Origin of the sequence: Actinomadura sp. 3N508, assembly GCF_044326375.1 — a bacterium.
Lineage (GTDB): Bacteria > Actinomycetota > Actinomycetes > Streptosporangiales > Streptosporangiaceae > Spirillospora.
Map to the genome: position 1 here is coordinate 40,690 of NZ_JBIRAX010000006.1, position 21,868 is coordinate 62,557.

Consider the following 21,868-nt stretch of genomic DNA (forward strand, 5'->3'; position numbering starts at 1 on the left):
ACGCGCCCCGCGCGCCCTGCCGGGCCCCAGCATCGGGCAGCGGGCGTAACGCCGGCATAACGCGAACCGGTTACGCCGGGGTTACCGGTCCCCGGCTGGACTTGCGCTCGCCGCCGGCGCACCGCCGGCGGGGGAACGAAGAGGAGACCGACCGATGCGACGACGACGGACGTTCGCGGCGCTGGCCCTCGTCCCGGCGCTCGCCCTCGGCCCGCTGGGCTGCGGGAGCGAGGGCACGGGCGCGGGATCCGGCGGCACCGCCAAGGCCGTGAGCGACCAGCAGAAGATGCGCGACTTCGCCAAGTGCATGCGCGACAACGGCGTCGACATGGAGGACCCGGGCGGGGACGGCGAGGTCACGATCCGGCACAGCGAGCCGCCGGGGAAGGCCAAGGGCGCCGGCCCGAAGGTGGACAACGAGGTCGACGCGGCGCAGAAGAAGTGCCGGCACCTGATGCCGAACGGCGGCAAGCCGGAGAAGCCCAAGCCGGAGGAGATCGCCAAGCTGCGCGCCTACGCGAAGTGCATGCGCGACAACGGCATCCGCTCCTTCCCCGACCCGGGCCCCGACGGCGGGATGCTGATCAAGGCGAAAGAGGGCACCGAGATGGACCCGCAGAACCCGAAGTTCAGGAACGCGCAGAAGGCCTGCGCCAAGTTCCAGCCGGAAGGCGACCGCAAGGGCCCGCCGCCCATCGAGGGCAAGGAGTGATGGCGGGCAGGCGCGCCGCCGTCCTCGGCGCGGCGGGGGTCGTGGTGGTCGGCGGCGCGGGCCTCGCGACCGCCGGCCTGGGCGGCGGTTCCGGGGAACCGGCCGCCGCGCACGGCCCGCTGCCGCCCGCGACCGCGCCGATCGAGCGGACCACGCTGGTCGAGACCCAGGACGTGGACGGCACGCTCGGCTACGGCGGCACCCGCACGGCGGCCGGCGCGGGAGGCGGCACGCTCACCTGGCTGGCCGCCGCCGGGTCGGTGATCTCGCGCGGGCGCCCGGTCTACCGCGCGGACGACAAGCCCGTGCCGCTGCTGTACGGCAAGCTCCCGCTCTACCGGACGCTCTCCACCGGAACCGAGGGCGACGACGTCCGGCAGTTCGAGACGAACCTCCGGGCCCTCGGGTACACCGGCTTCACCGTCGACGAGACCTACAGCGCGACCACCGCCGCCGCCGTGCGGCGCTGGCAGGACGACCTGGGCGTCGCGGAGACCGGGCGGGTGCAGCCGGGGGCGGCCGTCATCGCGTCCGGGCCGATCCGGGTGGCGGAGCGCAAGGCCGACGTCGGCGACCGGATCGGCGGGGCCGTCCTCACCTACACCGGGACGACCCGCGTCGTGAGCGTCGACCTGGACGTGCGGTACCAGCGGCTCGCGAGGAAGGGCGCCGCGGTCGAGATCGAGCTGCCGTCCGGCGACACCACGAAGGGGAAGATCACGTCGGTCGGGAAGGTCGCCAGGGAGGGCGGCGCGGAGGAGCCGACGACGATCGAGGTCACGATCGCGGTCGGCAAGCAAAAGGAACTCGGCTCCTACGACAAGGCGCCGGTCGAGGTGCGGCTCACCGCGAACCGGCACGACGGCGTCCTCGCCGTGCCCGTCGGCGCGCTGCTCGCGCAGGGCGACGGCGGGTACGCGGTCCAGGTCGTCCAGGACGGGCGCGTCCGCACCGTGCCCGTGGAGACGGGCGTGTTCACCGAAGGGCAGGTCGAGATCTCGGGGGCCGGCCTGGCCGAAGGCATGAAGGTGGGGATCCCCAGATGAGCGCGGTGGTGGAGCTGCGGGACGTCTCCAAGACCTACCCGGGCGGGGTGACCGCGCTGGACGGGGTGTCGCTGACGGCCGGGGCGGGCGAGCTCGTCGCGATCGTCGGGCCGTCCGGGTCGGGCAAGTCGACGATGCTGCACCTGCTCGGCACCCTGGACCGGCCGAGCGCGGGCACCGTCCTGGTCGAGGGCACGCAGGTGTCCCGGCTGACCGACCGGCGGCTGTCGGCGCTGCGCGCCCGCCGGATCGGGTTCGTGTTCCAGCAGTTCCATCTCGCCGCCGGGGTCACCGCGCTGGACAACGTCGCGGACGGGCTCCTGTACGGCGGCGCGCCCGCGGCGGAGCGCCGCCGCCGGGCCCGCCTGGCGCTGGACCGCGTCGGGCTCGGGCACCGGCTCGGGCACCGCCCGCACCAGCTGTCCGGCGGGGAGCGGCAGCGGGTCGCGATCGCCCGCGCGGTCGTGGGGGAGCCCGCGCTGCTGCTGGCCGACGAGCCGACCGGCGCGCTCGACTCCGCCTCGGGGGCGGGCGTCCTGGACCTGCTGAGCGAGCTGTCCGGCGGCGGGACGACCGTCGTCCTGATCACCCACGACCGGGACATCGCCGCGCTGCTGCCCCGCCAGGTGCGGATGCGCGACGGCCGGATCGTCCACGACGACGCGATGGCGGAGGCCACCAGATGAATCACGCCGACACCCCCGCGCGGCTCGGCCCGGCGGACGTGCTGCGCGTCGGCGCGGCCGGGCTGCGCTCCCGCCCCCTCCGGGTCTTCCTGTCCGCGCTGGGCATCGCGATCGGCATCGCCGCGATGATCGGCGTGGTCGGGATCTCCACGTCCAGCCGCGCCGAGCTCCAGGCCACCCTCGACGCGCTCGGCACCAACCTGCTCACCGCCGGGCCCGGCAAGGACTTCTTCGGCGAGGACGCCAGGCTGCCGAAGGAGTCGGTCGGGATGGTGGGGCGGATGCCGGACGTCGAGTCCGCGTCCGCCACGGCGGAGCTCGACGACGTCAAGGCCTACCGCAACGACCACATCCCGGAGGGGGAGAGCGGCGGCATCGGCGTCCGCGCGGCCCGCCTCGACCTGCCCCGCACGGCCGGCCTCACCATGGCCTCCGGAACCTGGCTCAACGCGGGCACGGCCAGATATCCGGCCGTGGTCCTCGGGGCGGAGACGGCGGAGCGGCTCGGCGTCGCGGCGCCGAACGTCCAGGTGTGGCTCGGCTCGCAGTGGTTCACCGTCGTCGGGATCCTGAACCCGAACCGGCTCGCGCCCGAGCTGGACTCCGCCGCCCTCGTCGGCTGGGACGCCGCCATGTCCCGCCTCGGCTTCGACGGTCACCCGACCACCGTCTACACCCGGGCCCGCGAGGACGCGGTCGAGAAGGTGCAGGGCCTGCTCGCCGCGACCGCCAACCCGCAGGCCCCGAACGAGGTGGAGGTGAGCCGCCCGTCGGACGCGCTCGCCGCGCGGGAGGCCACCGACCGGGCGTTCACCGGCCTGCTCCTCGGCCTCGGCGGCGTCGCGCTGCTGGTCGGCGGGGTCGGCGTGGCGAACACGATGGTGATCTCGGTGCTGGAGCGGCGCGCCGAGATCGGCCTGCGCCGCTCGCTCGGCGCGACCCGCGGCCAGATCAGGCTCCAGTTCCTCACCGAGTCGCAGCTCCTCGCCGCGCTCGGCGGGGTGGGCGGCGTCGCGCTCGGCATCGCCGTCACCGCGGTCTTCGCCGTGGCGCAGGGCTGGCCGACCGTCGTCCCGGCGTGGGCGATGGCGGGCGGGATCGTCGCGACCCTGCTCATCGGCGGCGTCGCGGGCCTCTACCCGGCGATCAGGGCCGCCCGCCTCCCGCCGACCGAGGCCCTCGCGGCCGGCTGACGATATCGCCAGGTGGGGGCGCCGTATGCGAACATATGTTCGTGTCAGATGGCGCCACGATCCTGCATGCCGATCTCGACGCGTTCTACGCGTCGGTCGAGCAGCGCGACGATCCCGGCCTGCGGGGGCGGCCGGTGATCGTCGGCGGCGGGGTGGTGCTGGCGGCCAGCTACGAGGCCAAGGCGTACGGGGTGCGGACGGCGATGGGCGGCGGGCAGGCGCGGCGGCTCTGCCCGCGGGCGGTCGTCGTCCCGCCGCGGATGAGCGCCTACAGCGCGGCGAGCAAGGCCGTGTTCGCGGTGTTCCGGGCCACGACGCCGCTGGTGGAGGGCCTGTCGATCGACGAGGCGTTCCTCGACGTGGACGGGCTGCGCCGCCCGCCGGTGGACATCGCCGTCCGGCTCCGGCGGGAGGTCGCCGAGGAGGTCGGGCTGCCGATCACCGTCGGGGTGGCGCGCACCAAGTTCCTCGCCAAGGTCGCCAGCGGCGTCGCCAAGCCCGACGGGCTCCTGGTGGTGCCGCCGGACGGCGAGCTGGAGTTCCTGCGCCCGCTGCCCGTGCGGCGGCTGTGGGGCGTCGGGCGCGCCACCGCCGAGAAGCTCGCGCGCTTCGGTGTCACGACGGTCGGGGACGTGGCCGACATGCCGGAGTCCACGCTGGTGACGCTGCTCGGCCCCGGCGCCGGACGGCATCTGCACGCCCTCGCCCGCAACCGCGACCCGCGCCCGGTGCGGACCGGGGTGCGGCGCCGGTCGATGGGCTCGCAGCGCGCGCTGGGCCGCCGGCGCCGCTCGCCCGCGGAGCTGGACGCCCTGCTCGTCGGGATCGTCGACCGGCTCGGCGGGCGGCTCCGCAAGGCCCGGCGGGTCTGCCGGACGGTCACGCTCCGCCTCCGCTTCGAGGACTTCGCCCGCGCCACCCGCTCGCGCACGCTGCCGCAGGCGACCGCCGACACCCCGCGCATCCTGGAGACGGCCCGGGGCCTCCTCGCGGCCGCCACGCCGATGATCGAGACCCGGGGGCTGACCCTGATCGGCGTCTCGCTCGGCAACCTCCACGACAACCGGGCGGTCCAGCTCGCGCTGCCGTTCGATCAGGCCATGGCGGTGGACGGCGCGGTCGACGGCGTCCGCGAGCGGTTCGGGCCGGCCGCGATCACCCGGGCCGTCCTGCTGGGCCGCGACCAGGGGATGTCCGTCCCGATGCTGCCGGACTGAACGTCAGGACGGCTCGATGATCCCGAGGCCGTCGGCGCCGACCTGCACGGCCGACTCGTCCAGCGCCGCCTCGGAGACCGGCTGGATCTGCCCGTCGAGGTCCAGGACGGGGCTGGCCTCCTTGTACCAGGACTCGATCACCGCGTTGCCCCAGAAGTCGCGGCGGCGGTCGTCGTGGACGTTCCACCGGTACGTCTCGTGGTCGGGGTCGCCGGTGTAGTAGTCGGAGGTGTAGATCTCCACCCGGTGCCCGTCGGGGTCGCGGAGGTAGACGTAGAAGGCGTTGGACACGCCGTGCCGCCCGGGGCCGCGCTCGATGTGGTGCTCCTTGCGCAGCGACCCGAAGATGTCGGCGGTGTGCAGCACCTGGTGGGACTCGTGCGTCGCCACCCCGAGATGGTGCAGGCGCGGCCCGGCGCCGCCGGTGAAGGCGACGTCGTGGACGGTCTGCTTCCGGTACATCCACGCCGCGTACAGCTCGTGCTCGTCGCCCTCGATCGTCTCCGAGCAGCCGAACCCGAGCGACTTGTAGTGCTCGTAGGCGGCGGGGATGTCGGGCGTGCAGATGTTGAAGTGGTCGAGCCGCGCGACCTGCGCGCCGCGGTGCAGGTCGTAGCGCTGGATGAGGCGCTCGCCGCGGGCGATGTCGTGGAAGAACTCCACGGTGAAGCCGAGCGGGTCGACGGCGCGGACCGCGTCGCCGACGCCGTGGGTGCCCTCGCCCGCGGGGACGCGCCGGACGGGACGGCCGAGCTCGGTGAAGAACTTCTCGGCGCGGTCGACGTCCTCGGGCGTCCGGACCCGGTAGGCGAGGTGGTCGAGGGCCGCGACCGGGCCCGTGCGCAGCACCAGCGAATGGTGGGTCAGCTCGTCGGTGCCGCGGAGGTAGAGGGCGTCGGCGTCCTCGTGCTGGACGTGCAGGCCGAGCATGTCGACCCAGAACCACCGGGCCGCGCCCAGGTCGGTGACGGCCAGCTGCGCGTACGCGGAGCGGACGACGTCGGGGGGAGGAGTGCTCATCATTTCTCCTGAACACCGAAGCGGGGCGTGTGCACCTCGCCGAGCATCACGTGGACGATCTTGGACTCGGAGAAGAAGTCGATGCTGTGCGCGCCGCCCTCCCGGCCGACCCCCGAGTCCTTCACGCCGCCGAAGGGAGTACGCAGGTCACGGACGTTGTGCGAGTTGATCCAGACCATACCCGAGGCGACGCCGTGGGCGATGCGGTGGCCGCGGCGCAGGTCGCTCGTCCAGACGTAGGCGGCGAGGCCGTAGCGGGTGGCGTTGGCGAGCTCGATCGCCTCGTCCTCGTCGTCGAACGGCGCGAGCGCCACCACCGGGCCGAAGATCTCCTCCTGGAAGATCCGGGCGTCGCGGGGGACGTCGGTGAACACGGCGGGCTGCAGGTAGTTGCCCTCGGGCAGGTGCGCGGGACGCGAGCCGCCCGCGATCAGCTTGGCCTCCCGCTGCCCGATCTCCACGTACTCCAGGACGCGCGCGTAGTGCTCGGTGTGCACGAGCGCGCCGACCTCGGTCGCGGGGTCGGACGGCAGCCCGACCCTGACCCGCTCGGCCCGCTCGGCGATCCGCCGGGAGAACTCCTCGTAGACCGGCCGCTCCACCAGCACCCGGGACCCGGCCGTGCAGCGCTCGCCGTTCAGCGAGAACACCCCGAAGACGACCGAGTCGAGGGCCGCGTCGAGGTCGGCGTCGGCGAACACCACGACGGGGGACTTGCCGCCCAGCTCCATCGACAGCGCCTTCAGGCCGTCGGCGGAGCACCGCATGATGTGCCGGCCGGTGTCGGTGGAGCCGGTGAACGACAGCACCGGCACGTCCGGGTGGTCGACCAGCGCCTGGCCGGCGACCTCGCCGATGCCGTGCACGATGTTGACCACCCCGGCGGGCACCCCCGCCTCGGTGAAGATCTCGGCCCACAGGGTCGCCGACAGCGGCGTCCACTCGGCGGGCTTCAGCACCAGCGTGCAGCCGGCCGCGAGCGCCGGGGCGAGCTTCCAGCTCTCCAGCATGAACGGCGTGTTCCACGGGGTGATCAGCCCCGCGACGCCGGTCGGCGTCCGGACCACGTAGTTGAGCTGCTGGTCGCCGACCCGGTACGCCTCCTCGCCGAGCGCGACGATCACGTCGGCGAAGTAGCGGAAGTTCTCGGCGGCGCGGCGGGCCTGGCCGCGCGCCTGCGTGATCGGCAGCCCCGAGTCGAACGACTCGAACGCCGAGAGCCGGTCCTCGCGCGCCTCGACGGCGTCGGCGATCCGGTTCAGGATCGTGGCGCGCTCGCGGTTGCCGATGGCGGACCAGGCGGGGAACGCCGCGCCGGCCGCCGCGACGGCGCGGTCGATGTCGGCGGGCCCGCCCGCGGCGGCGGTGGCGTAGGGGGCGTTGGAGACGGGGTCCACGACGTCGAAGACCGCGCCGTCGGCGCTGTCGGCGAACTCGCCGCCGATCCAGTGCCGGATGCGCTCCGGGAGTCCGTCGGGACGGTCGGGGGAGGAGGGGAGGGACATCGTGCTCTCTTCCGGTTCGTTGTGGGACGGCGCCGCGCGCCGGGATCGTGTCGTCAGATCCCGGCGGTGAGGTCGCCGCCCTGGTCGAGCAGTGCGCGGATGCGCACCTGGGCGTCGCCGGTCGGCGCCGCGAGCGGCGGCCGGACGTGCCCGGACGGGATCCGGCCCTGCCGCTCCAGCACCCACTTGGCGGGCGCCGGGTTGGTCTCGACGAACAGCAGGTCCACCAGGGGGTGCAGGCGGTAGTGCAGGTCGCGGGCGGCGGCGTGGTCGCCGGCCGTCCACAGCTCGTACATCCGCGCGACGGCGGAGGGCGCGAGGTTGGCCACGGCGCTGATGAACCCGGTGCCGCCGAGGGCGAGCAGCGGCAGGCACAGCAGCTCGATCCCGGACCAGACGAGCAGTTCGGGCCCGCAGGCGTGCAGGACGCGGGAGAAGTGCTCGAAGTCCTTGGTCGTCTCCTTGATCCCGACGACGTTGTCGAAGTCGGCGAACAGCCGCCGGACGGTATCCGGCGCGATGTCCACGGCCGTCCGGGACGGGACGTTGTAGATCACGAGCGGCAGGTCGGGGAACTCGCGCGCGACGGCCGCGTACCAGTCGTAGAGGGCGTTCTGGGTGGGCCGCGCGTAGTAGGGGGTGATGATCAGGGCCGCGTCGGCGCCGGCGTCGCGGGCCGCCGCGGTGATCTCCAGGGTCTCGTCCAGCTTCGCCGAGCCGGTGCCGGGCAGGAACGGGACGCGGTCGGCGACCTCGTCCGCGGCCGTCCGGATCGCGGCGATGCGCTCGGCCGCGGTCTGCGCGCTCGGCTCGCCGGTCGAGCCGCCGAGCGAGATCCCGTGCGAGCCGGACTCCAGCTGCCAGCGGATCAGGCCGCGCAGCGCGTCATGGTCGACGGCGCCCTCGGCGGTGAACGGCGTGACGACGGGCGCGATGGACCCGCGGATCGTGGCCGGGTCGGTGCGGAACTTCAACGTTGCTCCTCGAATGGTCAGCTGTGGTCGCGGCGCCAGGTCTCGTAGTGCTCGCGCCAGCGCGGCCCGAGCGGGTACAGGCCGTCGACGGCCTCGCCTTCGGCGACGCGCTCGGTGATGAAGCGCTCCTGCGCCTCCTGCTCGGCGGCGTCGGCGGCGAGGCTCTCGGCGATGTCCGGGGGGATGACGACGACGCCGTCCGCGTCGCCGACCAGGATGTCCCCGGGTTGGACGAGCGCGCCGCCGCAGGAGATCGGCAGCCCGGTGTCCCAGGGGACGTGGCGGCGGCCGAGCACGGCCGGGTGCGCGCCCGCGTGGAAGACGGGCAGGTCCATGGCGGCGACGGTCGCGCTGTCGCGGAGCCCGCCGTCGGTGACGACGCCCGCGGCGCCGCGCTTCTCGGCCCGCAGCGCGAGGATGTCGCCGATCGTCCCGGACGAGGAGTCGCGGCGCGCGTCCATCACCAGCACCTGGCCGGGCCGCAGCTCCTCGATGGCGCGCTTCTGGGCGTTCATGCCGCCGCCGTAGCGCTCGAACAGGTCCTCGCGGAGCGGCAGGTAGCGGAGCGTGTGGGCGGTGCCGACCATCTTCACGCCGTCCCCGCCCGCCGGGTGGACGCCGTCGATCGACATGTGCTGGAGCCCCCGCTTGCGCATCTGGGAGCTGAGCGTGGCGGTCGACAGGCCGCGCAGCGCCGCCGCGACGGCCTCGTCCAGCGTGGGCTTCGCCACATAGGCCGAGCCCCAGGCGTCGGCGCGGGCGGCGTCGTCGGCGCGCGGCATCGCGCCCCAGCCGTCGAGCGGGCCCGCCTCGACCACCGCGTTGGACAGCCGTCCGGTAGATTCAGGGCCCGCGGTCACTTCGACCTCTACGGTGTCGCCGGGACGGGCCACCGAAGCGCCCGCAGGTGTCCCGGTGAGGATCACGTCGCCCGCTTCGAGGGTGACCAGCCGGGACAGGTCGGCGACGAGCGCCGCGAACGGGAACAGGAGCGTGTCGCTGGTGTCGTCCTGGACGATCTCGCCGTTCACCCAGGTGCGGATCCGCAGCGCCGCCGGGTCGAGCGCGCGGGCGTCGAGCAGCCGCGGCCCGATCGGGGTGAACCCGTCCGCGCCCTTGGAGCGCAGGTTGGAGCCGCGGTCGGCCCACTTCATGTCGTGCACGCCCGCGTCGTTGGCGGCCGTCACCCAGCCGACGTGCTCCCACGCCTCTTCGGGCGCGACCCGGTGCGCGCGCCGCCCGATGACCAGGGCGATCTCGCCCTCGAACGTCATGAGCTCGCAGCCGGCCGGGCGGGCCAGCGGATCGCCGGTCCCGGCGAGGGAGGAGGGCGGCTTGAGGAAGTACGAGGGCTCGGCGGGGATCCGCCCGCGCTCCCTCGCGCGCGACGGGAAGTTGAGGTGGACGGCGATGATCTTCGAGGGCCGGTCGCCCAGCGGGTGCGGCACTGCGAGCTCTCCTGTGACGGGACGGGAACCAACCTGGCATCAGGTCTGAGCAAATCGTATATGAAGTCATGCACGATGACGAGAGTGCATTGCATCTCGCTTCAACCGTTCCAAGATGCGAGACGACCGGGCGCCGGACTCGATGTTCCCGTGCAGTATGATCGCAAATCGTATGCGAAATCCTCTAGGAGGTGTTTGACGGATGGCCGACCTCGCCGTTCGCACGTTCACGTCCGCCGATCCGGTGGACGCGCCGCCCGTGCTCCTCGTGCACGGCATCTGCTCGGACGGGAAGGCCGACTGGGTCGACACCGGCATCGTCGACGCGCTCACCGCCGCCGGGCGGACGGTCATCGTCCCGGACCTGCCCGGCCACGGGGACAGCGCGCCGCCCGCCGCCTCCGCGGAGGCCACCGCTCCGGCCATCGCCGCCGACCTCATCGCCGTCCTGGACCGCGCCGGGTGCACCACCGTCGACGCGGCCGGTTACTCGCTCGGTGCCAGGATCGCATGGGAACTGGCCGCGACGGCCCCCGACCGGGTGGAACGCACCGTGCTGGGCGGGCTCGCCCCCGCCGAGCCGTTCACCGCCGTGGACATCGAGGCGCTGCACCGCGCCGTCCGGGAGGGCACCGAGCCCGCCGACCCGTTCACCGCGATGATCGCCGGCATGATCACCTCCCATGGCGACCGCGCGGCCGGGTTCGCGCTGTGCGTCGAGGGCCTGCGCTCGACGCCGTTCGCGGGCGGTGCCTGGAATGCCAAAGTCCTTCCGGTGTTCGTCGTCGGCGACAATGATGAGCTGACACGAGGAATCGGAGACCTCGCCGAAGAGCTCGGCGAGGCGCGACTGGTCACGGTGCCGGGCGCCCACCACGAGGTGCTGGGCGGCTCGGCCTTCCGCGCCGCCGTGCTGGACGCGCTGTCGCGGTGACAGGGTCGTTCCGGGGGGTGTGGGGCCGAAGATGAGGAGAACCGGGTGACTGCCGCGAAGAAGCAGGACCAGACCAAGGAGAGCAAGGCCGAGTTCTGCTACGAACTGCTGCGGTCGCGCATTCTGGAGGGCACCTACGTGCCCGGCTACCGGTTGGTCATCAACCAGCTCGCCCAGGAGACCGGGGTCAGCACCATCCCGCTGCGCGAGGCGCTGCGCCGCCTCCAGTCCGACGGGCTCGTCGAGGTGGTGCGCAACGTCGGCGCCCGCGTCGCGGTCTTCGAGGCCGAGCAGGTGGAGCACACGCTGCAGATCCTGGCCCGCCTGGAGGGCTACGCCACCGCCATCTCCGCGCCGTTCATGAAGGCCGGCGAGATCGGCCGCTCGCGCAAGATCAACGACCGCATGGTCGAGGCGCTGGAGGAGTTCGACCCCACCGCGTTCACCGCGCTCAACCGGGAGTTCCACTTCTCCATCTACGAGCACTGCCCCGACGCGCACCTGAAGGCCCTCCTCGAGGCCGAGTGGACGCGCCTCGACCACATGCGCCGCTCCACCTTCACCTACGTCCCCGGCCGCGCCCGCCGCTCCGTCGTCGAGCACGAGCGCATCCTGGAACTCATCTCCAGCGGCGCCGAGCCGGGCGAGATCGAACGCGTCGCCTGCGCCCACAAGAACGCCACGGCCGACGCCCTCCACAGCGCCGTCCCCCATAAGTAACTCCCAGGGGGCGACCCCCTGGAACCCCCGTCAGGCACGACGGGCACGTTTCCCGGGCCGCTGGCGCGTCCCGCGAAACGCACCCGCCGTGCTCGGGTCGTGCGACCTCCGGGCGCTGGGCGCCCCCCGGCCGCACGACCCGTGACCTCGGCTTAGGTTCAGACCTCCGTGCCGGGGCCCTCCGGGCGCCCGACCCGTGACCGCGGTTCGGTCTGCGGGCTTTGGACGGCGAAAGCGCAGTTCCCCTCCGGGCGACTGGTGGGGGAACTGCGCTTTCGGGTTTTGTGGTCAGGTTAGGAGTTGGCCGCCGTCTACCTGGATGATCGCTCCGGTGATGTGGTTGGCCTGGTCGGAGGCCAGGAACAGGACCAGGGGGGCGACGTCGTCCGTGGTGGCGATCTTGCTCAGCGGGATGCGGGACTCCCAGGCCGCGCGGGCCTCCGCGTTCTCCATGAGCCCGGCCGTCATCGGCGTGTGGACCGGTCCAGGCGCGACGCCGTTCACACGGATGCCGTGCCCCGCCAGCTCCAGCGCGGCGGTGCGGGTGAGGGCGTCCACGGCCGCCTTGGTGGCCTCGTAGTGGCCGAGGCCGGGGGTGGGCTGGCGGGCGCCGATCGAGCTGATGTTGACGATGCGGCCCTTGGTGCCGTGCTCGATCATCTGGTTCGCCACCGCCTGGGTGACGGTGAACGTGCCGCGCAGGTTGACCGCGACGACCGTGTCGAAGACCTCCATGGGCAGGGAGGTCAATGGCCCGCCGCCCGCGACGAGGCCCGCGTTGTTGACCAGGATCTCCACCGGGCCGAGGGTGTCGGCGACGTGCGCGACGCCGGCGGCGACCGCCGCCGGGTCGGTGATGTCCATGGTGACGGCGTGGCCGTCGAGCTCCTTGGCCGCCTTGGCGGCGGCCTCGGCGTCCCGGTCGGCGATCACGACGCGGTCCCCGGCGGCGGCGAACGCGGCCGCCACCCCGCGGCCGATGCCGCTCGCGCCGCCGGTGACCAGGACGATCCTGCCGCTCACTTCGCCTCCGCGATGATGATGCGCGGGCTGCCGGGCAGCGCGCGGGTCTCGACCGGCTCCCAGCCGGCGGCGCTCAGCCAGCCGCGGACCTCGTCCTCGGGGTAGACGATCGTGCCGTCGATGACCAGGTACTCGCCGGCGTGCAGGGCGTCGATGGCGCGCTGCTCGGGGTCGTCGTCCAGGAAGAAGTCGAGCAGGACGAGGGTGGCGCCGGGCGCGGCGGCGCGGCGGGCCTTCTCGATGAGGATCTTGTTCTGCTCAGCGTCGAAGCGGTGGACGACGTGCTCCAGCAGGACGCAGTCGAAGCCGTCCGGGAGTTCGCCGGTCAGCGGGTCGGACTCGAGGACCTCGCTGCGGTCGCCGAGGCCGGCGTCCTCCAGGGCCTTGCGGGTGAACTCCAGGAAGTCGCCGGGCGCCACGAAGGTGCCGTGCGCCTTCTCCGCGGTGCGCAGCGCCTCGACGAGGAAGGCGCCCGACAATCCGCCGAAGTCCAGGATGCGGGAGAAGGGGGTGAAATCGAAGTTCTCTGAGAGCATCTTGGCGTGCAGCGAGTTGTAGGTCATCACGCCCGTCATGAACGTCTGCATCCGGTCGCCCGAGAAATCGAGCGGCTGCGGCTCCGCGCTGGCCGTGGTGGCGGCGAAGCCGAGCCAGTGCGGGTAGCTGATCGCGTCGAGGAAGGCCAGGAACGGGCGCAGGTCGATGCCCTCCTCGCCCGCCAGGTAAGCGGCGGTGGCCGGAGAGTTGGCATAGCGGCCGTTCTCGCGCTTCAGCAGGCCGAAACCGGACATGGTGTCGGCGAGGATGCGGGCGGTGCGTTCCGGCAGCCCGGCCCGGCCGGCCAGCTCGCCCGCCGTCGCGGGGCCGTCCGCCAGCGCGGCGAACACGCCGGCCTCACTCGCCGCGAACAACTGCTTGGCGGCCATGTAGCCGGTGGCGACGCCGAGGATGGACGAGGGGTCGGCGCCCGGGGAGGGATGCGACATCAAACTTTCTCCTTCGCGGTGAGAATATGCAGGATGCTATACGATCCAACATAGAGACGGCCAGGGGTTCGCCCCCCGGAGACCGACCCCACCCCTCACCGGAGGCTCACGATGGAGTTCGCAGAACGGGTGCCGAGGCGCCGACTCGGCGTGCACGGCCCGGAGGTCCCGCTCCTCGCGCTCGGCTCCTGGAACACCTGGGATCGCATGGATCCCGAGGACGCGGCGGAGCTCGTCCGTCTCGCGGTCGACCGCGGCGTGAACATGTTCGACGTCGCGCACTACAACTTCGGCCCGCACGCCGAGAACGCCGTCACGGACGTCCTGTTCGGGCAGGCGATCCGAGATGCCGGAATCGCACGCGAAGACTACCTTCTGTGCGGGAAGCTCTGGCTGTGGGAATATCCGGCGTCCTCGTTCGCCGAGCAGATCACGGTGTCGCTCGGCCGCATCGGCACCGATCGCGCGGACACGGTGGTGGTCGGCGACTTCATGGAGCGGCCCGATCTGCAGGCGGTCGTGACGGACGTGTCGGAGCTCGTCCGCGCCGGCCGGTTCGCGTCCTGGGGCGTGAACAACTGGTCGGCCTGCGACGTGCTGTTCGCCTGCCGGTTCGCCGCCGCCGAGGGCCTGGTGCCGCCCTCGTTCGCCCAGCTCAAGTACAACCTTGCCCGCCGTTCGGTGCCCGAGGGTCCGCTGTATGCCCGGCTGTTCGCCGAGGAGGGCCTCGCGCTGCAGGCCTCCGACGTGCTGGAGGGCGGGATCCTCGCCGGGAAGCTCGACCCGGAACGCAAGATCGGCGCCGACCCCGGCGGGATCCGTGACCGGATCCGCGCCGCCTTTCCCGACATCCGCCGCATCGCCGACGACTTCGGCGTCACGCCCGCGCAGCTCGCCATCGCGTTCTGCCTGGCCCACCCGTCGGTCGCGAACGTCCTGGTCGGTGTCAGCAAAGCCGAGCAGCTGGAGAACAACCTCGCCGCGCTCGGCCTCTGCGCCCGGCAGGGCGACGAGCTGCGCGCCGCCGTGGCCGGGCTGTGGCTGGACGAGGGCGTCGTGGACCCCGCGGCCTCCTGGGGAACCGACGCGCCCTCCGCGGTCCGCGACGACGCCGTCCCGTGCCGCTGACGAGCCGCTGACCGGGCGGGCCGCCGGCGCGGCCCGCCCGGCCCGCTCAGCGTTCGTACACGACGTCGCCGTCCAGGACGGTCATCAGCACCGGCACCGACGGCAGGTCCTGCGGGTCCGTCCCGTACAGGTCGCCGTCGAGAACGCACAGGTCGGCGACCTTTCCGGGCTCGATGGAGCCCTTCACGTCCTCCTCGCCGTCCTGCCACGCGGGCGTGATCGTGTAGGCGCGCAGCGCCTCGGCGAGCGCGAGCCGCTGCGCCTCCCCGCGGACGGAGCCGTCCAGGCCGCGGCGGGTGACCGCCGCCGCCACCCCGGCCCGCCAGTCCGGGGTCAGCACGGGGGAGTCGGAGCTGAGGCACAGCCGGACGCCGGCGTCCAGCGCATCGCGGGTCGGCCACGCGTCCCGCAGCGCGTCCTCGCCGAGGGCGTCGGTGAGCATCGGCTCGGTCGCTACCGGGATCCCTGCCTGCGTGTTCAGCCCGATCCCGGCGGCGGACATGACGGTCAGCGTCCGCGGCGAGAGCAGGTCGCCGTGGATGACGTAGTGCCGGGCGTCGCGCTCGTCGCGCCGCAGCGCCGCCGCCAGCGCGTCGGCCACGACCCGGGTGGTGGCGTCGCCGGTCGCGTGCACGCCGATCTGGTGCCCGGCGGCGTGCGCGGCGTCGATCATCGCGCGCAGCGCCTCCTCCCGCCGGTCGTCCGAGCGGCCGTCGATGAGCAGGGCGCCGTGCGAGCCGTCGGTGTAGGGACGGTCCGTCCACGCCGTGCGCATCGGCGGGATCCCGTCGGCGAATATCTTCACGCCCGCGACGCGGAACCGTCCCGGCACGCCGGCGGGCGGCTTGAAGTCGCGCAGCCCGTCCAGCAGGTCCTGCGCCGTGCTGCGGCCGTCCAGCTCCCCGAACAGCAGCAGCGCGGTCACCCGCGCCTTGAGCAGGCCCCGCGCGGCCAGGTCGGCGTAGTCGTACAGCGCGGCGGAGCCGAAGCAGCCGGTGGCGCCGTCGTCCTCGCCCGGCCCGAGGCCCGGCTCGGTGTAGCTGGTGATGCCGAACGAGGCGAGCAGGTCGGCGGTGCGCAGGATGGCCCGGCGCCGGTCGTCGGTGCTCTCCAGCCGGGACGAGGCCGGCGGCGCCGGCGGGGGCTCGTGCGAGTGGCCCCCGTGGGAGTGGTCGGCGTGCGGGTGGCCCCCGTTGGAGCCGTCGGCGCCGGATCCGGCCAGCTGATCCATCAGCAGGTTCGGCCACATCGATCCGAGCCACAATCCGTGCAGATGGGAGTCGTTGATGCCGGGTAGGACCGACCGGCCCTCCAGCCGGACCACGCGGGTGGCTGGACCGGTCAGCGGGGCCATCTCTTCGGCCGCGCCCACGCGCGCGATGCGGCCGCCGCGGACGGCGACCGCCTCGGCCACGCGGTCGCGCCCGTCGACCGTGTGGACCCGGCCACCGGTCAGGACAAGGTCAGCAAAGGAAACATCCGGCATATCCTGCCTCAACTCTGGACAGCGTCGATGGTATGCAATTAACGTACACGGAATCAGATACGATTTTGGAGTGTCCGGCCCGACGGGCACGGACACACCGGGCCTTCGGAGGTAAACGATGCCCCTGGATCCCGAGGCGCAGCGGATCATCGACCGCACCCCTGCCGAGGACCCGAACGCTTCAGGACCGCTCGACGTCGTCGCGATGCGCGAGGGGTTCGCGCAGATGTGGGTCATGCCCGACGACCTGCCCGAGGTGGGCTCCGTCGCCGACACCACCATCCCCGGCCCGGCCGCTGAGCTGCCCGTCCGCGTGTACACCCCCAAGGGCCCCGGCCCGTTCCCCACCTTCGTCTGGTACCACGGCGGCGGCTGGACGATCGGCGGCCTCGACGAGAACGAGTACTCCTGCCGCGCGGTCTGCGCCGCGGCGGAGGTGATCGTCCTGTCCGTCGACTACCGGCTCGCACCCGAGAACCCCTTCCCGGCCGCCGCCGAGGACGCCTACGCCGCCGTCGCCTGGGTCGCCGAGCACGGCAGGGAGATCGGCGCCGACCCCTCCCGCATCGCCGTCGGCGGTGAGAGCGCGGGCGGCAACCTCGCCGCCGTCGCCGCCCTCAAGGCCCGCGACCTCGGCGGCCCCGAACTCGCCCTCCAGGTCCTCGTTTCGCCCGTCCTCGGCCACCCGGACGACGGACGCGCCTCCTACGCCGATTACGCCGAAGGGTACTTCCTCTCCAAGTCGAGCATGGACTGGTTCTTCACCACTTACCCGACCAGCCCGGATGACCTGGACAATCCGTATCTGTTGCCCCTGCGTTCGGATAATCTCAAGGGCCTGGCTCCGGCACTGGTCCTGGAGGCGGAGTGCGACGTGCTCCGCGACGAGGGCGAGGAATACGCCGCGCGGCTGAAGGAGGCGGGCGTACCGGCCGAGCTCGTCCGCTACGACGGCATCATCCACGCCTTCTTCGGCCCGCTCGCCACCGAGCTGACGGCCGCCAAGGAGGCCCAGGCCAAGGCCGCGGCCGCACTCCGCTCCGCGTTCGGCATGGAAGGCGACTGATGACCGCACCGGCACTCGCCCTGGAAGGCGTCAAGGTGAATCGGGCCGAGGTCCCGGTCATTCACGACGTCACGCTCGACGCCGCCCCGGGCGCGGTCACCGTCGTGCTCGGCGCGAACGGCGCGGGCAAGACGACTCTGATGGACGGCATCGCCGGCCTGGCCCCCGTCAAGGCGGGCACGATCAAGCTGGACGGCTCGCCCATCGAGAAGCTCCCGCCCTACAAGCGGGCCAAGGCCGGGCTCGGCTACGTCGAGCAGGCGCGCACCACCTTCCGGACGCTGACCGTCGAGCAGAACCTGCTCGTGTCCCAGTCCGGCGACGGCGACCTCGGGACCGTCTACAAGCTCTTCCCCGAGCTGGACAAGCGGCGGACCCTGCAGGCCGGTCACCTGTCGGGCGGCGAGCAGCAGATGCTCGTGCTCGGCCGGGCGCTGGTCTCGGCGCCGAAGGTCGTCGTGATCGACGAGATGTCGCTGGGCCTCGCGCCGCTGGTGGTGCGCCGGCTCATGGGCACGGTCGGCGAGCTGGCCGGGATGGGCATCGCGGTCGTGCTGATCGAGCAGTTCGCGAACCTGGCCCTCGACATCGGCACCCACGTCTACGTCCTGCGCAAGGGCGGCGTGGTCTTCTCCGGCCCGTGCGAGGAGCTGCGCGGTGACGAGCAGCGCCTGCACCGGCTCTACTTCGGCGGGCCGCCGCAGAGCGCCGCCGCCGGTACGGCCGCAGGCGGCGGGGAGACCGCCTCCCAGAACGGGGCGGACGCCGGCAAGACAGAGAGCGAGCTTGAATGAACGTGCTGGACAAGCGGAGCCTCGGCGCCGGCCTCGGCGCCGCGGTCCTCGCGTGCGCGGTGCTGCCGGTGGTGCTGCCGCCGTACTGGATCTACCTGGCGATCAGCGCGGCCGTCAGCGCGGTGATCATGCAGAGCTTCGGCGTGATCGTCGGCCGGGCCGGCGTCATGTCGCTGTGCCAGATGTCGTTCGCGGCGATCGGCGCGTGGGTCATGCTGCGGCTCAACGTGGCGGACGCGCCGGGCGGCTTCTACCTGTGGCTGGTCCTCGGCGGCCTCGCCGCGGTGCCCGTCGGCATCGCGATCGGGCTGCCGGCGCTGCGCATCCGCGGCGTCAACCTGGCCGTGGTGACGTTCGGGTTCGCGGTGTCGACCGACATCGTGCTGAACGTCAACCCGTTCCCCGGCGCCCAAGAGCTGAAGATGCTCGACCGGCCTGCGCCGTTCGACACCGACAGCGGCTACTTCGTCTTCTGCGTCATCGTGTTCACCATCCTGGCCGTCGCGCTCGGGATGATCGGCAAGACCCGGCTCGGGCTGTCCTGGTACGAGCTGCGGCACTCCGAGCGGTCCGCCGCCGCGCACGGCATCTCGGTGGCGCGCAGCAAGCTCGCCGCCTTCGCGATCAGCGCGTTCGTCGCCGGGATCGGCGGCGGGCTGCTGGTCGGCCAGCTCAGCCTGGTGGTGCCGCAGAACTTCGCGATGGGCCAGTCCCTGGCGCTGTTCGCGGTCGCGATCATGATCGGCCCGCACCACCCGGAGGGCGCCGTGCTCGGCGGGATCTTCGGCGCGATCATGGGCACGATCATGGAGAAGATCTCGCTGCCGCAGGACTTCGGCGGCGTGCTCTTCGGCGTCGGCGCGCTGCTGGCGCTGCGCAGCGGGCTGAGCCAGACCGACCTCACCCGGATGCGCAAGCGCGAGGCCGGCGCCCGCAAGCTGCTGAAGGCCGCCGACGACAAGGCCTCCGAGGAGCAGTCCGCCGAAGCCGCGGCCGGCAAGGTCGCCGCCGGCGGGAAGGCCGAGGCGCCCGCCGTCGTGCCTTCGCCGCGTCCCGCGGCGGACCGGGCGCCGCTGCTCACCGTCAAGGGGATGACCGTCAAGTTCGGCGAGGTCGTCGCGCTCGACAACGTCGACCTGACCGTCCCGGAGGGCGGGGTCGTCGGGCTCATCGGCCCGAACGGCGCCGGCAAGTCCACGTTCATCGCGGCGGTCAGCGGGTTCGTCGGCTACCAGGGCGCGGTCGAGCTGGCCGGACGGCCGCTGGACCGGCTCTCCCCGAACAAGCGCGCGACGCTCGGGCTGCGCCGGACCTTCCAGACCACCGTCATCGCCCCCGAGCTCACCCTGTACGAGTACCTGACGATCGGCGCGGGCCGTCGGCTGACCCGCGCGGAGGCCGACGAGCTGCTCGAGTTCTTCGGCTGCCCGCCCGGTCAGGTCCCGGTGTCCATCGTGGACGCCGGCAGCCGCAGGCTCCTCGACGTCGCGGCGGCGATCGCGGCGCGTCCCAAGGTCGCGCTGCTGGACGAGCCCGCCGCCGGGCAGTCCGCGGCCGAGTCGCTGACGCTCGGCGCCCGGCTCACCGCCGTCCCCGAGACGTTCGGGGTGTCGATCCTGCTGGTCGAGCACGACATGGAGCTGGTCCAGGCGGTGTGCGAGGAGGTCACCGTCCTGGACTTCGGGAATGTGATCGCCTCAGGCCCGACCGGCGAGGTGCTGGAGGACCCCGCCGTCAGGGCCGCCTATCTGGGGGCCGCGGACGTCCCGGCGTCCTGAGCCTTCCGACAAACCACCCACCATCCCCCGTGAAATAAGGGCCCATCGATGAAACGCACATACTCGCGCACTGCCACAGGAGCGGCCGCGGCCGCGCTCCTCATCTCCATCGCCGGCGCCGGCTGCTCCGACTCCGGCGGCAGCGACGGGCCGATCAAGGTCGGTTCCATCAACGGCGTCACGGGCCTGTTCCAGACGCCCGAGGTCCCGAAGGCCGTCAAGGCGGTCTTCGACGAGGTCAACGCGGCCGGCGGCATCAACGGCCGGAAGCTGGAGCTGGTCAGCAAGGACGACGCCATGGACCCGGCGCGGTCCGGGCAGGCCGCCCGGCAGCTGATCACGTCCGAGAAGGTGGTCGCGCTCGCCGGCTCGTCCAGCGCGGTGGACTGCAGCGTCAACCGCGCCACCTACTCCAAGGAGAAGATCGTCTCGGTGCCGGCGATCGGCGTCGACCCGTCCTGCTTCACCAGCCCGAACATCGCGCCGGTCAACCCCGGTCCGTACACGCTCACCACGGCGATGCTGTACTACGCGTCCGAGACGCTGAAGCGCGACAAGGTCTGTCTCGCCTACACCGTCCTGCCCGGCAGCGGCGGCGGCATCGAGAACGCCATCAAGGAGTGGACGAACCTCACCGGCAAGACCCTCACGGTCAAGAACCTGGCCGTCGGCCAGGGCGACCCGACCCGCTACCTGGTGCAGCTGAAGAACGCCGGCTGCCAGGCCGTGGCCTACAACGCGACCGTCGGGCCGTGGTTCCAGCAGGCCAAGACGCAGGGCATGCAGAACGTCGACTTCATCCTGGCGGCGAACAGCTACTCCGACGCCAACGCCAAGGTGATCCCGGCGGGCATGAACGCCTACGCGGGCACCGAGTGGCAGCCGTACACCGACCCGACGCTGCCCGGCAACGACCGCTGGTCCAAGATCGTCGAGAAGAACGGCATCCAGAAGACGGCGTTCAGCCAGGGCGCGGTCATGTCGGCGGACATCTTCGTCCAGGTCCTCAAGGGCATCAAGGGCGACATCACCCGCGAGTCGGTGACCAAGGCGTTCAAGGAGATGAAGCCGATCAACTACCCGATGGTCGGCACCCCGTACGTCTTCGGCCCCGGCAACGAGCACAACCCGATCAAGGGCAGCCAGTTCGTCAAGGCCGAGAACGGCGCCTGGAAGGTCCTGCCCGGCGGCTTCACCGTCCCCACCAAGAAGTAGCCGTGCGCACCGGGCGCGCGGGGCCTCCCCGCGCGCCCGGGCCCACCGGAGGTATCCGATGCTGAACTCTGTGATCGCCGGGCTGAGCAGCGGCGGCGGTTACGCCCTGCTCGGCCTGTGCGTCGTGCTGACCTACCGGCTCGTCGCCGTCGTCAACTTCGCGATGACGGCCGTCGGCGCGATGGGCGCGTTCGTGATGGTGACGCTCACCGACGAGGGCCTGAACGTGTGGCTGGCCCTGCTGATCGGCGCGGTCTCCGCCGCGGTGCTGTCCGGCGTGTTCGGCGCGGCGCTCGCCCGCTGGTTCGCGGGCCACCGCGAGGGGACGAAGGCCGCCGTCACGGTGGCGCTGTTCGTGGCGCTGACCGCGATCGGGCTGCGGCTGTTCGGCGGCAACTCCACCGGCGCGCGCCGGTTCCCGGACCCGTTCAGCGATCCCGTCTTCACGGTCGGCGGTGTCGTCGTCCCGCAGTCGGTGCTGGTGTCGCTGGCGTTCGCGGTGCTCATCACGGTGCTGGTCGGGCTGATGCTGACCCGCACCCGGGTCGGGCTGAAGCTGCAGGCGCTGTCGGAGCGCCCCGGCACGGCCCAGGTGGTCGGCATCCCCGCGCCGTTGCTCGCCGTCGGCGTCTGGTCCGGCGTCGGCGCCATCACGATGCTGGTGATCGTGCTGGTCGCGCCGCGGCTCGGCGGCGACTTCGGCACCCTGGCCGGGCTGATCAGCACCGCGATGGCGGTGGCGATGGTCGGCGCGTTCAAGAACCTGCCGCTGACGCTCGCCGGCGGCCTGATCGTCGGATGCCTGGAGGGCATGTCGTCCTCCGTGGACTCCATCCAGAAGTACCAGGGCGTCGTGCCCTTCCTGGTGATCCTCGTGCTCCTGTGGTGGCGCAGCCGCCGCGAGGTCTGGGACACCGCGCACAGCCGCTGAGCGCGG

The 21,868-nt window shown here is 72.7% G+C and carries 20 protein-coding genes; 13 read left to right on the plus strand and 7 right to left on the minus strand.

What is annotated here, in order from left to right; all coding sequences use genetic code 11:
• The first annotated feature begins 154 nt into the window (after nt 1–154).
• The 5 genes from ACH34S_RS22000 to dinB are packed head-to-tail and all read left to right on the plus strand — an operon-like array spanning nt 155 to nt 4,854.
• Nucleotides 155–712, plus strand: a complete 558-nt coding sequence (locus ACH34S_RS22000; protein WP_395954594.1) for a hypothetical protein — start codon at nt 155–157, stop codon at nt 710–712.
• Entirely contained in the window at nt 712–1,758 is a 1,047-nt protein-coding gene (locus tag ACH34S_RS22005) for a peptidoglycan-binding protein (RefSeq protein WP_395954596.1), read from the plus strand. Before ACH34S_RS22000 ends, ACH34S_RS22005 begins: the two co-directional genes overlap by 1 nt.
• The gene (locus ACH34S_RS22010; RefSeq protein ID WP_395954597.1) at nt 1,755–2,444 is read left to right on the plus strand and encodes an ABC transporter ATP-binding protein; all 690 of its coding nucleotides are present in this window, start codon (nt 1,755–1,757) and stop codon (nt 2,442–2,444) included. Before ACH34S_RS22005 ends, ACH34S_RS22010 begins: the two co-directional genes overlap by 4 nt.
• On the plus strand, nt 2,441–3,637 hold the full coding sequence (locus tag ACH34S_RS22015) for an ABC transporter permease (protein WP_395954599.1): 1,197 nt from the start codon (nt 2,441–2,443) through the stop codon (nt 3,635–3,637). The genes ACH34S_RS22010 and ACH34S_RS22015 overlap by 4 nt, the downstream gene beginning before the upstream one ends.
• 35 nt (nt 3,638–3,672) lie before the next feature.
• Entirely contained in the window at nt 3,673–4,854 is a 1,182-nt protein-coding gene (gene dinB, locus ACH34S_RS22020; RefSeq protein ID WP_395954600.1) for a DNA polymerase IV, read from the plus strand.
• Between the two features lie 3 nt (nt 4,855–4,857).
• Here the strand turns inward: dinB and hpaD are convergent, their stop codons facing one another.
• From hpaD to ACH34S_RS22040, 4 genes are read right to left on the minus strand one after another with little or no spacing between them, the layout of a single operon-like run.
• The gene (gene hpaD, locus ACH34S_RS22025; RefSeq protein ID WP_395954601.1) at nt 4,858–5,874 is read right to left on the minus strand and encodes a 3,4-dihydroxyphenylacetate 2,3-dioxygenase; all 1,017 of its coding nucleotides are present in this window, start codon (nt 5,872–5,874) and stop codon (nt 4,858–4,860) included.
• Entirely contained in the window at nt 5,874–7,379 is a 1,506-nt protein-coding gene (gene hpaE, locus ACH34S_RS22030; RefSeq protein WP_395954603.1) for a 5-carboxymethyl-2-hydroxymuconate semialdehyde dehydrogenase, read from the minus strand. The genes hpaD and hpaE overlap by 1 nt, the downstream gene beginning before the upstream one ends.
• A 53-nt stretch (nt 7,380–7,432) precedes the next feature.
• Nucleotides 7,433–8,353 (minus strand): 4-hydroxy-tetrahydrodipicolinate synthase, encoded by a 921-nt coding sequence (dapA, locus tag ACH34S_RS22035; RefSeq protein WP_395954605.1) that lies wholly within the window; start codon nt 8,351–8,353, stop codon nt 7,433–7,435.
• A 17-nt stretch (nt 8,354–8,370) separates the two neighbouring features.
• The gene (locus ACH34S_RS22040; protein WP_395954607.1) at nt 8,371–9,801 is read right to left on the minus strand and encodes a fumarylacetoacetate hydrolase family protein; all 1,431 of its coding nucleotides are present in this window, start codon (nt 9,799–9,801) and stop codon (nt 8,371–8,373) included.
• A 202-nt stretch (nt 9,802–10,003) separates the two neighbouring features.
• On the opposite strand from ACH34S_RS22040, the gene ACH34S_RS22045 reads away from it, so the two are divergent.
• Both ACH34S_RS22045 and ACH34S_RS22050 read left to right on the plus strand, forming a co-directional pair.
• A complete protein-coding gene (locus tag ACH34S_RS22045; RefSeq protein WP_395954608.1) occupies nt 10,004–10,735 on the plus strand; it encodes an alpha/beta fold hydrolase in 732 nt (243 codons plus the stop codon).
• Between the two features lie 45 nt (nt 10,736–10,780).
• Nucleotides 10,781–11,455: a GntR family transcriptional regulator gene (locus tag ACH34S_RS22050; RefSeq protein ID WP_395954610.1), complete on the plus strand. Its 675-nt coding sequence runs from the start codon at nt 10,781–10,783 to the stop codon at nt 11,453–11,455.
• A gap of 288 nt (nt 11,456–11,743) precedes the next feature.
• Here the strand turns inward: ACH34S_RS22050 and ACH34S_RS22055 are convergent, their stop codons facing one another.
• Both ACH34S_RS22055 and ACH34S_RS22060 read right to left on the minus strand, forming a co-directional pair.
• Nucleotides 11,744–12,478: an SDR family NAD(P)-dependent oxidoreductase gene (locus ACH34S_RS22055; RefSeq protein ID WP_395954611.1), complete on the minus strand. Its 735-nt coding sequence runs from the start codon at nt 12,476–12,478 to the stop codon at nt 11,744–11,746.
• Entirely contained in the window at nt 12,475–13,464 is a 990-nt protein-coding gene (locus ACH34S_RS22060; RefSeq protein ID WP_395954613.1) for a methyltransferase dimerization domain-containing protein, read from the minus strand. The genes ACH34S_RS22055 and ACH34S_RS22060 overlap by 4 nt, the downstream gene beginning before the upstream one ends.
• Before the next feature lie 111 nt (nt 13,465–13,575).
• Between ACH34S_RS22060 and ACH34S_RS22065 the strand changes: the two genes are divergently transcribed.
• Nucleotides 13,576–14,592, plus strand: a complete 1,017-nt coding sequence (locus ACH34S_RS22065) for an aldo/keto reductase (RefSeq protein ID WP_395954614.1) — start codon at nt 13,576–13,578, stop codon at nt 14,590–14,592.
• A 46-nt stretch (nt 14,593–14,638) separates the two neighbouring features.
• Here the strand turns inward: ACH34S_RS22065 and ACH34S_RS22070 are convergent, their stop codons facing one another.
• Entirely contained in the window at nt 14,639–16,078 is a 1,440-nt protein-coding gene (locus tag ACH34S_RS22070) for an amidohydrolase (RefSeq protein WP_395954615.1), read from the minus strand.
• 118 nt (nt 16,079–16,196) lie between these two features.
• Here ACH34S_RS22070 and ACH34S_RS22075 point away from each other — a divergent pair, with 118 nt between their 5' ends.
• The 5 genes from ACH34S_RS22075 to ACH34S_RS22095 are packed head-to-tail and all read left to right on the plus strand — an operon-like array spanning nt 16,197 to nt 21,862.
• Entirely contained in the window at nt 16,197–17,144 is a 948-nt protein-coding gene (locus tag ACH34S_RS22075) for an alpha/beta hydrolase (protein ID WP_395954616.1), read from the plus strand.
• Complete coding sequence (locus ACH34S_RS22080; RefSeq protein WP_395954617.1) at nt 17,144–17,938, plus strand: ABC transporter ATP-binding protein; 795 nt, start codon at nt 17,144–17,146, stop codon at nt 17,936–17,938. The genes ACH34S_RS22075 and ACH34S_RS22080 overlap by 1 nt, the downstream gene beginning before the upstream one ends.
• Entirely contained in the window at nt 17,935–19,716 is a 1,782-nt protein-coding gene (locus ACH34S_RS22085) for an ATP-binding cassette domain-containing protein (RefSeq protein WP_395954618.1), read from the plus strand. Before ACH34S_RS22080 ends, ACH34S_RS22085 begins: the two co-directional genes overlap by 4 nt.
• A 48-nt stretch (nt 19,717–19,764) precedes the next feature.
• The gene (locus ACH34S_RS22090; RefSeq protein WP_395954619.1) at nt 19,765–20,931 is read left to right on the plus strand and encodes an ABC transporter substrate-binding protein; all 1,167 of its coding nucleotides are present in this window, start codon (nt 19,765–19,767) and stop codon (nt 20,929–20,931) included.
• Nucleotides 20,932–20,989: 58 nt separating this feature from the next.
• On the plus strand, nt 20,990–21,862 hold the full coding sequence (locus tag ACH34S_RS22095; protein WP_395954620.1) for a branched-chain amino acid ABC transporter permease: 873 nt from the start codon (nt 20,990–20,992) through the stop codon (nt 21,860–21,862).
• Nucleotides 21,863–21,868 lie beyond the last annotated feature (6 nt).

What these genes read in the sequence shown, in the direction of transcription:
- ACH34S_RS22095 (WP_395954620.1), top strand. Translation starts at nt 20,990, where the DNA reads ATGCTGAACTCTGTGATCGCCGGGCTGAGCAGCGGCGGCGGTTACGCC.
- ACH34S_RS22065 (WP_395954614.1), top strand. Translation starts at nt 13,576, where the DNA reads ATGGAGTTCGCAGAACGGGTGCCGAGGCGCCGACTCGGCGTGCACGGC.
- ACH34S_RS22060 (WP_395954613.1), bottom strand. Translation starts at nt 13,464, where the DNA reads ATGTCGCATCCCTCCCCGGGCGCCGACCCCTCGTCCATCCTCGGCGTC.
- dinB (WP_395954600.1), top strand. Translation starts at nt 3,673, where the DNA reads ATGTTCGTGTCAGATGGCGCCACGATCCTGCATGCCGATCTCGACGCG.
- ACH34S_RS22045 (WP_395954608.1), top strand. Translation starts at nt 10,004, where the DNA reads ATGGCCGACCTCGCCGTTCGCACGTTCACGTCCGCCGATCCGGTGGAC.
- ACH34S_RS22085 (WP_395954618.1), top strand. Translation starts at nt 17,935, where the DNA reads ATGAACGTGCTGGACAAGCGGAGCCTCGGCGCCGGCCTCGGCGCCGCG.
- ACH34S_RS22080 (WP_395954617.1), top strand. Translation starts at nt 17,144, where the DNA reads ATGACCGCACCGGCACTCGCCCTGGAAGGCGTCAAGGTGAATCGGGCC.
- ACH34S_RS22005 (WP_395954596.1), top strand. Translation starts at nt 712, where the DNA reads ATGGCGGGCAGGCGCGCCGCCGTCCTCGGCGCGGCGGGGGTCGTGGTG.
- ACH34S_RS22010 (WP_395954597.1), top strand. Translation starts at nt 1,755, where the DNA reads ATGAGCGCGGTGGTGGAGCTGCGGGACGTCTCCAAGACCTACCCGGGC.
- hpaD (WP_395954601.1), bottom strand. Translation starts at nt 5,874, where the DNA reads ATGAGCACTCCTCCCCCCGACGTCGTCCGCTCCGCGTACGCGCAGCTG.
- ACH34S_RS22015 (WP_395954599.1), top strand. Translation starts at nt 2,441, where the DNA reads ATGAATCACGCCGACACCCCCGCGCGGCTCGGCCCGGCGGACGTGCTG.
- ACH34S_RS22000 (WP_395954594.1), top strand. Translation starts at nt 155, where the DNA reads ATGCGACGACGACGGACGTTCGCGGCGCTGGCCCTCGTCCCGGCGCTC.
- ACH34S_RS22075 (WP_395954616.1), top strand. Translation starts at nt 16,197, where the DNA reads ATGCCCCTGGATCCCGAGGCGCAGCGGATCATCGACCGCACCCCTGCC.
- ACH34S_RS22070 (WP_395954615.1), bottom strand. Translation starts at nt 16,078, where the DNA reads ATGCCGGATGTTTCCTTTGCTGACCTTGTCCTGACCGGTGGCCGGGTC.
- ACH34S_RS22090 (WP_395954619.1), top strand. Translation starts at nt 19,765, where the DNA reads ATGAAACGCACATACTCGCGCACTGCCACAGGAGCGGCCGCGGCCGCG.
- hpaE (WP_395954603.1), bottom strand. Translation starts at nt 7,379, where the DNA reads ATGTCCCTCCCCTCCTCCCCCGACCGTCCCGACGGACTCCCGGAGCGC.